Raw genomic sequence first — 6,869 nt, 5'->3', positions numbered from 1 at the left:
ATGATCATCGGGATGATCTTCTGCCTCTAAATCGGTGCGACCGCCTTTCCCTACGTGTTCCGCATCCTGGGCGGCGACGACCTCGTCCATACCTTCATGGGCGCCACGGACTTCGGGCCCTGGTGCGTGCTGCTGCTCGCGATCCTGCTGATCTTCCTCATGGGGTTCTTCTTCGACGTGCTGGAGATCCTGCTGATCGCCGTGCCGCTGTTCGGTCCGATGATCGTGCCGCTCGACTTCGGCGCGCACATCGCCCAGCCGGACGTGATCTACTGGTTCGCGGTGCTGGTCGCGATCACGCTACAGACGTCGTTCCTGACGCCGCCGATGGGGCTGTCGCTGTTCTACATCAAGGGCGTGGCCCCGAAGTCGGTCACCATGCGGCAGATCTATGTGGGGATCGTGCCGTTTGTGGCGCTTCAGATGCTGTGCGTCGCGCTGGTCCTGGCATGGCCGCAGATCGTCGTCTACCTGCCCCATCGACTGTTCGACCTGTAGGGTGCCGGCGATGAAACCGACCCTCGAGGCCGGCGTCTGGCCACACCTGATTCGGATCGCACGCTGGGCCGATGCACCCGCGGTCCTGATGGGCCGGGCCGTGTCCTGGCTGATCCTGCCGCTCATCGCGATCATCATCGTCGATTCTGTGAGCCGGAAGTTCCTGCGGAAGCTTCCCTTCGTCATCGAGAACAACCTGCACGGCTACCTGAATTCGCCGATCTTCCAGGACGCCGAGTGGCACCTGCACACCATCATCTTTCTCGGCGCGCTCGGCTACGCCTACAGCCGAAACGCCCATGTCCGGCTGGACATCTTTCGACCCCGGCTCGGCGTACGCGGGCGGATGATGGTCGAACTCGCCGGCGGCATCCTGCTGCTGGCGCCGTTCCTTGTGGTCTTCTCGTACTACAGCTGGGATTTCTTCATGAGCGCCTGGTTGAGCGACGAGAACTCCGGTCCCGCGAACGGCATCGACAACCGCTGGATCATCAAGTTCTTCGTCTTCCTGGGGCCCGTGCTGCTGTTGCTGTCGGGCCTGTCCATGGTCCTGCGCCTGTGCGCCCGGCTGTTCGGCCCGGAGGAGCTCGCCGCAGCCGCCGACGTCGACAAGATCGCCGACAGCTCGTTCTCGGCGTTCAACTGATCGCTTGGGGAAAATTGGTAGCGGAGGAGGGAAGCGTTCCAGCCGTCTCTAAGTCGTTGATATAATGATGTCCGTTAAGCGCCATTCGGTACCAAAGTGTACCACACATTCGCACCGAAGATCGGCACGATCAACTCCTTTCCCCCAGTTCTCGGAGCTGCTCTATCGACCGGCGATAGCCATCGGACGGGACATAGACTTGCCTGTTGGTGAGGGGACGTCGAAGGATACCTTGGCGTTCCAACGCCTTCACGGGCTCTCTGAGCGGGTCGTTCGGGCCAAGCTGGATCGTGGCGCGGTTGACCAGCAGGGATAGGATTAGCTCGGCCTCACCTTCGTCCCTAGCGACGTGGTGGACACGCGATACCAAGAGCCATAGTGGATGCCCAACAGGGGGTGGAGACAAGTACCGATCAAGCTCCCCAAGGACCCTGTTCAGATGCTCCGACGCATCTCCGGCCAATCGTTCAAGCCATTGCAGATACACATCGAGGTTGCCCTCAGAGGTGTGCGAGCCGCCCAGGGCTTGCGCATCCTCTTTCAGTTTGTGGCGAATTTCAAAACGGACCCGGCGCGTAGTCTTCGCGTAGACCACCAGATACACACCCGGACGTACGCGCACCTTCAAGGACAATGTGTTCCCTGCTCCGCCTTCAACAACGAAGCCCCGTGGAAAGCCGAAGCTGCGAGCCTGTGGATCGAAACCCTGCGCTGCTATGCATGGCTGGATGCGGCGCACGAACGAGAGTGGGTCGTCGACACTGAATTCCCAATATGTCTCGACGGTTTCGAGGTTCAGTTCAGGCCGAAATCCGACATGGAGGTTAGGGTTCGCCACGTCGCCTGAGATCATCAGCGTGTGCACGAGGCGAATGACGGAATGCCAGTACAGTCGGCTGTACGCGCTCCATGCCCATTGGCGTCCAAGGCGGACCCGTCTCCTCGCAAGCAAGACGTTGTCGTTGTTGTCCAAGACCGTCTCATCGGGAATGCGGAGCGTTGGTCGTGTTGTCACCATGCGCACTGGATCAAACCGCGCGAGGTCGAGCGTGGCCCACTCATCGTCGCGCGCGTTCCAGAACCTTGGAAGGGGCTGGTGCGCAACGAACCTCGTCGGGTTCAATTTCAGATGAGCTGTCGCCCTCCATGCGGATCGATCTACTGGATCGTTCGAAACGGAGGCCCGTGCTGGAAAGAACCTGATGTGGCCAGCCAAGAGGGGGCGACCGGACCGTCGACCAGAACCTTGACCCTCACCACGAAACGGCAGCGACGGCGCATTCGGCGACCCTCGGGCAGAAGCGAACCATCGAGGTGGCTCGTGCCCGGCTCCACCGATGACAGGGATGTCCCCCATGATGCCGGGAACTTCCGACTGTCGGCCCAGGGCTATCAGGTACTCCTGAAGGTGCACATCCAGGCCCTGAACGCGCCATGTGCCCAGCTGAAGCTCAATACGATCCTGTTTGGCTGAGCTGGGCTCCACGCGACAGCCGATCTCATATCGCTGCATCTGTTGTCAGTTTTGGGGTTGGGTCCTTGGTCCATTGTCTCCCATGGAAGCCCCCGTGCAAACCTCAATGCCCCAACTCGATTGAAGCAGTCCGTGTTAGGACGTTCCGAACAGACGATGCGGTCCACGACCCACCGCGCCGAGCCGATATTCCTCTCGCGTTCAGCTCGCCCGCGATGCCTCTCAGCGAGTAGATGCCGCGTGCCCGAATTGCATTGATCAGAGGTGCGACATTGGCCGCGAAGTCGTCTGCGTTGGCTGTTAGGCGAGCCCCGCCAGCCTGGGATGCCATCTTTTGCAATGGTCGCAACGTTGGGCTTGCGAAGCCGAGTGCCGTGCCTCGCGCTTTGGCCGAGGCAAGCGCTGCCCGGGTCCGTTCCGAGATCATCTCCCGCTCATGCTCCGCCACGGCGGCTAGAATGTGGATAGTCAGACGGTTCGCGGTCGGCATGTCGCATGCGACGAAATCGACGCCGCTTTCCATCAGACCTGATACAAATGCCACATTCCGCGCGAGCCGGTCGAGTTTCGCGATAATCAGCCGGGCACTCTGCTTGCGACATGCATGCAGTGCTCGCGCCAACTCGGGCCGGTCGTTCCGACTACCACTCTCAACTTCGACGAACTCGGTGACCGGAACTAGGCCCAAGCCGGACAGGTAGTCCTCCACTGCCCGCCGCTGAGCGTCCAGGCCCAGCCCGCTTCGACCCTGGCGGTCGGTTGAAACACGGTAATACGCGACGTAGCGGGACTGAGGCATCGGCTATCCCCAAGGGGCGAGTGTACAAACTCCTAACCCACGTTGAGAATTAAAACACGCAATTTCATAGGGTTAAGGAAATTTGTCTGACTGGGACACTTCTTCGACTATCTGGCCCACAACAAGGCCGTCCCCCGTCTCGCACTCCCAAATGACGATCACCTTCCAGCCCAAGTCCTCCAACTGGCGCTTCACGTCTGCGTCCCGTTCCCGGTTGCGGGTGATCTTCGCGTTCCACCACTCCGATCTTGTTTTAGGGATGCGGTGGTTGGGACAGCCCTCGTGACCATGCCAGAAGCATCCGTGAACGAACAAGGCGACCCGTCTGGACCGGAATACGAGGTCAGGTTTGCCCGGAAGGTCCTTGGCGTGAAGCCGGTATCGAAGACCGCTACTCCAGAAGGCGCGACGGACGATCATCTCTGGGTGGGTGTTCTTGGCTCGAACCCTCGACATCACCTCGGAGCGGCTGAGTGGCGGCTTGAAGCGTCTACGCGCCTTCTTGCTCGTCACCATCGTCACCACTCCCAAGTTCGACCGGCGCTTGTTGGAACTCGGCAAGGAACCGATCGATGATCAAAGACCGGTCCTTGAAAGGTGGATATGCCTCGAAGTGCGCGTCTATCTCCTTGAGGATCGTGTCTCGTGGCTTTGCGTCTACAAGCTCGTTGCTCGTCGCCCACTTTCGACCGGGGTGCAAGACATCCCATGGAGATCGTTTATTGCGACGCGTCTCCTCAGCGTCGCCGTGCTTGCTGATGCCCCAACAGACGTTCATGTCGCTGTTCCAAACAGGCTTGAAGATGCTGATCAGCAGGCTTTCCGCGACCAGTTGTGCGTTGGTCGCGACTACAAGTCGGCGGTAGTCGAAGTGATCCAAGTCTAGAGGTGGGTTATCGGCACTAGGGTTCTCAAGAGCGTACTTCGCGACCGTTCGTATCATCTTCCTGTGGTCTTGGAGCCGCACCGAAAGTCGCGGACCTTGTGCCCTGGCGTTACGGGCCTCCGGTTCGGCGGGGTCCGCCTTGCCGACGTAGATCGGTGTCTCTGTACCTGAGATGCGAACGTAGGCGGGATGGTCTCCCGTGTAGTAGATGGCGTAGACGCCCGATCCGTACATGCGTCCGACCATAGACAACGGAAGCCTCTGTTGCTCGATCAGAGCCATTGCCACAAGGCGACCGGCCGTCTCTGGGCGGGTCGGGTCGAAGAAATCGACAGGTTCCCGAATAGGGTCGAGATCGGCTGCGATTGTCGCCAACTTCGCTACGATCTCGGTAAGCGCAGACCGCGCATCACGTTGAGCCGTCGATCCCCATTCCGCTGATCGAACGACCAAGTCATCGAGAGTGTCGGTTAGGAAAGTCATGATCGCCCGATCAGGTCGACGGTCTAGCGAGACGCTCAGGTCAATCAACGCCCGCGCCAACTTGCCGATATCAGCTACAATCTTGTCTCGTCTGGCCCCCGATTTGGGGAGACTTGATACCGCAGCCTCCAATTCCGCGATCTTGAGCCTTAAAGCATCGACAGTCGGCTCAAGCGTGTTTGGCTTCTTCGCCACTATGCCGCCTTGCTCGTTTGAACTGATGCTCTGCCCAGCGTGCGCCCAACCCACTCGCCCAAGGCCTGTGACAATTGCGATGGGACGGCGTTGCCCAACTGGCGCATGCTCTCGCTCCACGAGGTCGCGAACAGCCAATCATCTGGCAAACCCTGCAACCGGGCGGCCTCGCGGATCGTGAAGTAGCGTACCGTACCGTCGTCGCGAACCATCATGTTCTCACCACCTGGAACTCCATGATCACCGGCCTTAAGCGCCTTCGCTGGGCTGTCCAACGGGCTGCCGGTGTGGCCGGGGTAGACCTTAGCGCCATCTTGGAACACATGACCGTCAACGCCGTTGGGCTCACCCAAGCTGGCGAGTGCGTCACGAACCGTGACCCATGCTTCGCCATCGGGTTCGAGAAGAACGGTGGCAAGACGCTGCACTGTACGCGCATCCTGCCGGTTGGCTGGTATCGATGAGGGCCGAGGCAGTCCGTGCCGTTCCCAATACGCTCCGGTCACCCACTGATCCCACAGGAGCCGATCTCGGCTGTGGGTCCGCTTGAGGTCCGGGAGCGAGACGCCTAGGTCGCGTCGGACCCCAACCACGACGACGCGATGGCGGCGTTGCGGCGCACCAAAATCAGCCGCGTCTACAATCTCAACGCGCACGTCGTAGAGCGGGTCTGAGTTGATCTTCTCCAGTCGGCTCAGATGTTGCTCGAAGCCTTCGCCTGACTGGCGTCCGTGGTTCGGCCTCTCCAACGCGGCCTTAATCCAACGCAGATACTCGCCGAAAGCCGGACGTGTAAGACCACGAACGTTCTCGAATATGAACGCCCTAGGCTTCAGCTCTCCCAACGCGCGCGCGGCTTCGGGCCACATGTCCCGATCATCGGTATGGCCCCGGTGCTTGCCGCCGATGGAGAACGGTTGGCATGGTGGACCTCCCGCAACAACATCGGGAACCAAGTCGAGTTCACTCCACCCCACGCCCTTCACGTCCGCGTTGAGGAGGTTCCAATCTCGAATGTGGGCGATCCGGCGTTTCTTGTTCAGTTCGAGCGTCGCGAACGCGTCACCGTTCAACTCCACCAACAGGTCATGCTTGAAGCCTGCCCGCGCAAGCCCCAATGCGAGACCACCACATCCACTGAACAACTCGACGCTGCGCATCATCCGCCTCCCATTATCGTTCCAAGAACGGAAGAAGCGGTCCACCGTCAGCTTCCTCAATCAGCCGTTCGGCAGCGCGCCTAAGCAGCCATGAGACACTCACGCCATTCCGCTCCGCGATCTCCTCCAACCGCTCGGCCTGGTCCCTGGAGACCGTGGTCGTCAGCCTTCGGGCGTCACGACCGTCCTTGCCCAATACAACCTCCGCAGCATTCCGCGGCATTGTGCTGCGCCACTGGTCTCTTGTCCAGAACCGGAGCGATGGTTGACGTGAACATAGCGTGAGAACATAATAAGAACAACAAGAAGAGATATCATTGCCCTCTCCTCGTCGGATCGGGGCATGTTCTGGATAAGCGCCTGTTGATCATGCCGAGATGCACACTACATACAGGGCTGAGCATCCAAAGGCGTACGAGATATTGACGGCCAACGCAACGGAGAGTGCATTCGATCAGGTCTTTCGCTTTTCCGACTACGACCTGTTCGGTTTCCTGGCGAGCGGATTGGCCGTTCTTGCCGCTTGTGACCTGATCACTGGAACCACGTTCTTGTTTGGCGCTTCTTGGTCCGCGTCGGAAGCAACGCTAGGCTCAGGACTCATAACCAGAAGATGACGGTAGCGGCGATGCAGATAGCGCTCATGAAGGTGTGTGCGCATCGGTCGTAGCGTGTCGCGATGCGTCGCCAGTCCTTGAGCCTGCCGAACATGTGCTCGATGAGGTTGC

At 60.0% G+C, this 6,869-nt stretch carries 10 protein-coding genes; 3 read left to right on the top strand and 7 right to left on the bottom strand.

Annotation, left to right across the window (positions count from 1 at the left end; all coding sequences use genetic code 11):
* The first annotated feature begins 30 nt into the window (after positions 1-30).
* Both RIC54_RS19565 and RIC54_RS19560 read left to right on the top strand, forming a co-directional pair.
* Positions 31-498, top strand: coding sequence for a TRAP transporter large permease subunit (locus RIC54_RS19565; RefSeq protein WP_350151345.1), 468 nt, complete (start codon positions 31-33; stop codon positions 496-498).
* Positions 499-508: 10 nt separating this feature from the next.
* Complete coding sequence (locus RIC54_RS19560) at positions 509-1,144, top strand: TRAP transporter small permease subunit (protein ID WP_350085022.1); 636 nt, start codon at positions 509-511, stop codon at positions 1,142-1,144.
* 130 nt (positions 1,145-1,274) lie between these two features.
* Here RIC54_RS19560 and RIC54_RS19555 read toward each other — a convergent pair whose 3' ends face one another.
* Positions 1,275-2,117, bottom strand: coding sequence for a hypothetical protein (locus RIC54_RS19555; RefSeq protein WP_350085023.1), 843 nt, complete (start codon positions 2,115-2,117; stop codon positions 1,275-1,277).
* 348 nt (positions 2,118-2,465) lie between these two features.
* On the opposite strand from RIC54_RS19555, the gene RIC54_RS19550 reads away from it, so the two are divergent.
* Positions 2,466-2,618, top strand: coding sequence for a hypothetical protein (locus tag RIC54_RS19550; protein WP_350085024.1), 153 nt, complete (start codon positions 2,466-2,468; stop codon positions 2,616-2,618).
* Between the two features lie 103 nt (positions 2,619-2,721).
* Here the strand turns inward: RIC54_RS19550 and RIC54_RS19545 are convergent, their stop codons facing one another.
* The 6 genes from RIC54_RS19545 to RIC54_RS19520 form a co-directional block, all read right to left on the bottom strand.
* Positions 2,722-3,417, bottom strand: a complete 696-nt coding sequence (locus RIC54_RS19545; protein ID WP_350085026.1) for a recombinase family protein — start codon at positions 3,415-3,417, stop codon at positions 2,722-2,724.
* A 72-nt stretch (positions 3,418-3,489) separates the two neighbouring features.
* Positions 3,490-3,933, bottom strand: coding sequence for a very short patch repair endonuclease (locus RIC54_RS19540; RefSeq protein WP_350085028.1), 444 nt, complete (start codon positions 3,931-3,933; stop codon positions 3,490-3,492).
* On the bottom strand, positions 3,908-4,981 hold the full coding sequence (locus RIC54_RS19535; protein ID WP_350085030.1) for an Eco29kI family restriction endonuclease: 1,074 nt from the start codon (positions 4,979-4,981) through the stop codon (positions 3,908-3,910). The genes RIC54_RS19540 and RIC54_RS19535 overlap by 26 nt, the downstream gene beginning before the upstream one ends.
* Entirely contained in the window at positions 4,981-6,141 is a 1,161-nt protein-coding gene (locus RIC54_RS19530; RefSeq protein WP_350085032.1) for a DNA cytosine methyltransferase, read from the bottom strand. The genes RIC54_RS19535 and RIC54_RS19530 overlap by 1 nt, the downstream gene beginning before the upstream one ends.
* Positions 6,142-6,154: 13 nt before the next feature.
* A complete protein-coding gene (locus RIC54_RS19525) occupies positions 6,155-6,364 on the bottom strand; it encodes a ribbon-helix-helix domain-containing protein (RefSeq protein ID WP_350085034.1) in 210 nt (69 codons plus the stop codon).
* Positions 6,365-6,741: 377 nt separating this feature from the next.
* Positions 6,742-6,869, bottom strand: a 128-nt coding sequence (locus tag RIC54_RS19520; protein WP_350151339.1) for a transposase, incomplete at its 5' end; no start/stop codon positions are given.

This window comes from Thalassobaculum sp., from assembly GCF_040219215.1.
Lineage (GTDB): Bacteria > Pseudomonadota > Alphaproteobacteria > Thalassobaculales > Thalassobaculaceae > Thalassobaculum_A.
This window is presented reverse-complemented; position numbering and strand designations above follow the sequence as displayed.

What these genes read in the sequence shown, in the direction of transcription:
- RIC54_RS19560 (WP_350085022.1), top strand. Translation starts at nt 509, where the DNA reads ATGAAACCGACCCTCGAGGCCGGCGTCTGGCCACACCTGATTCGGATC.
- RIC54_RS19545 (WP_350085026.1), bottom strand. Translation starts at nt 3,417, where the DNA reads ATGCCTCAGTCCCGCTACGTCGCGTATTACCGTGTTTCAACCGACCGC.
- RIC54_RS19540 (WP_350085028.1), bottom strand. Translation starts at nt 3,933, where the DNA reads ATGGTGACGAGCAAGAAGGCGCGTAGACGCTTCAAGCCGCCACTCAGC.
- RIC54_RS19530 (WP_350085032.1), bottom strand. Translation starts at nt 6,141, where the DNA reads ATGCGCAGCGTCGAGTTGTTCAGTGGATGTGGTGGTCTCGCATTGGGG.
- RIC54_RS19525 (WP_350085034.1), bottom strand. Translation starts at nt 6,364, where the DNA reads ATGCCGCGGAATGCTGCGGAGGTTGTATTGGGCAAGGACGGTCGTGAC.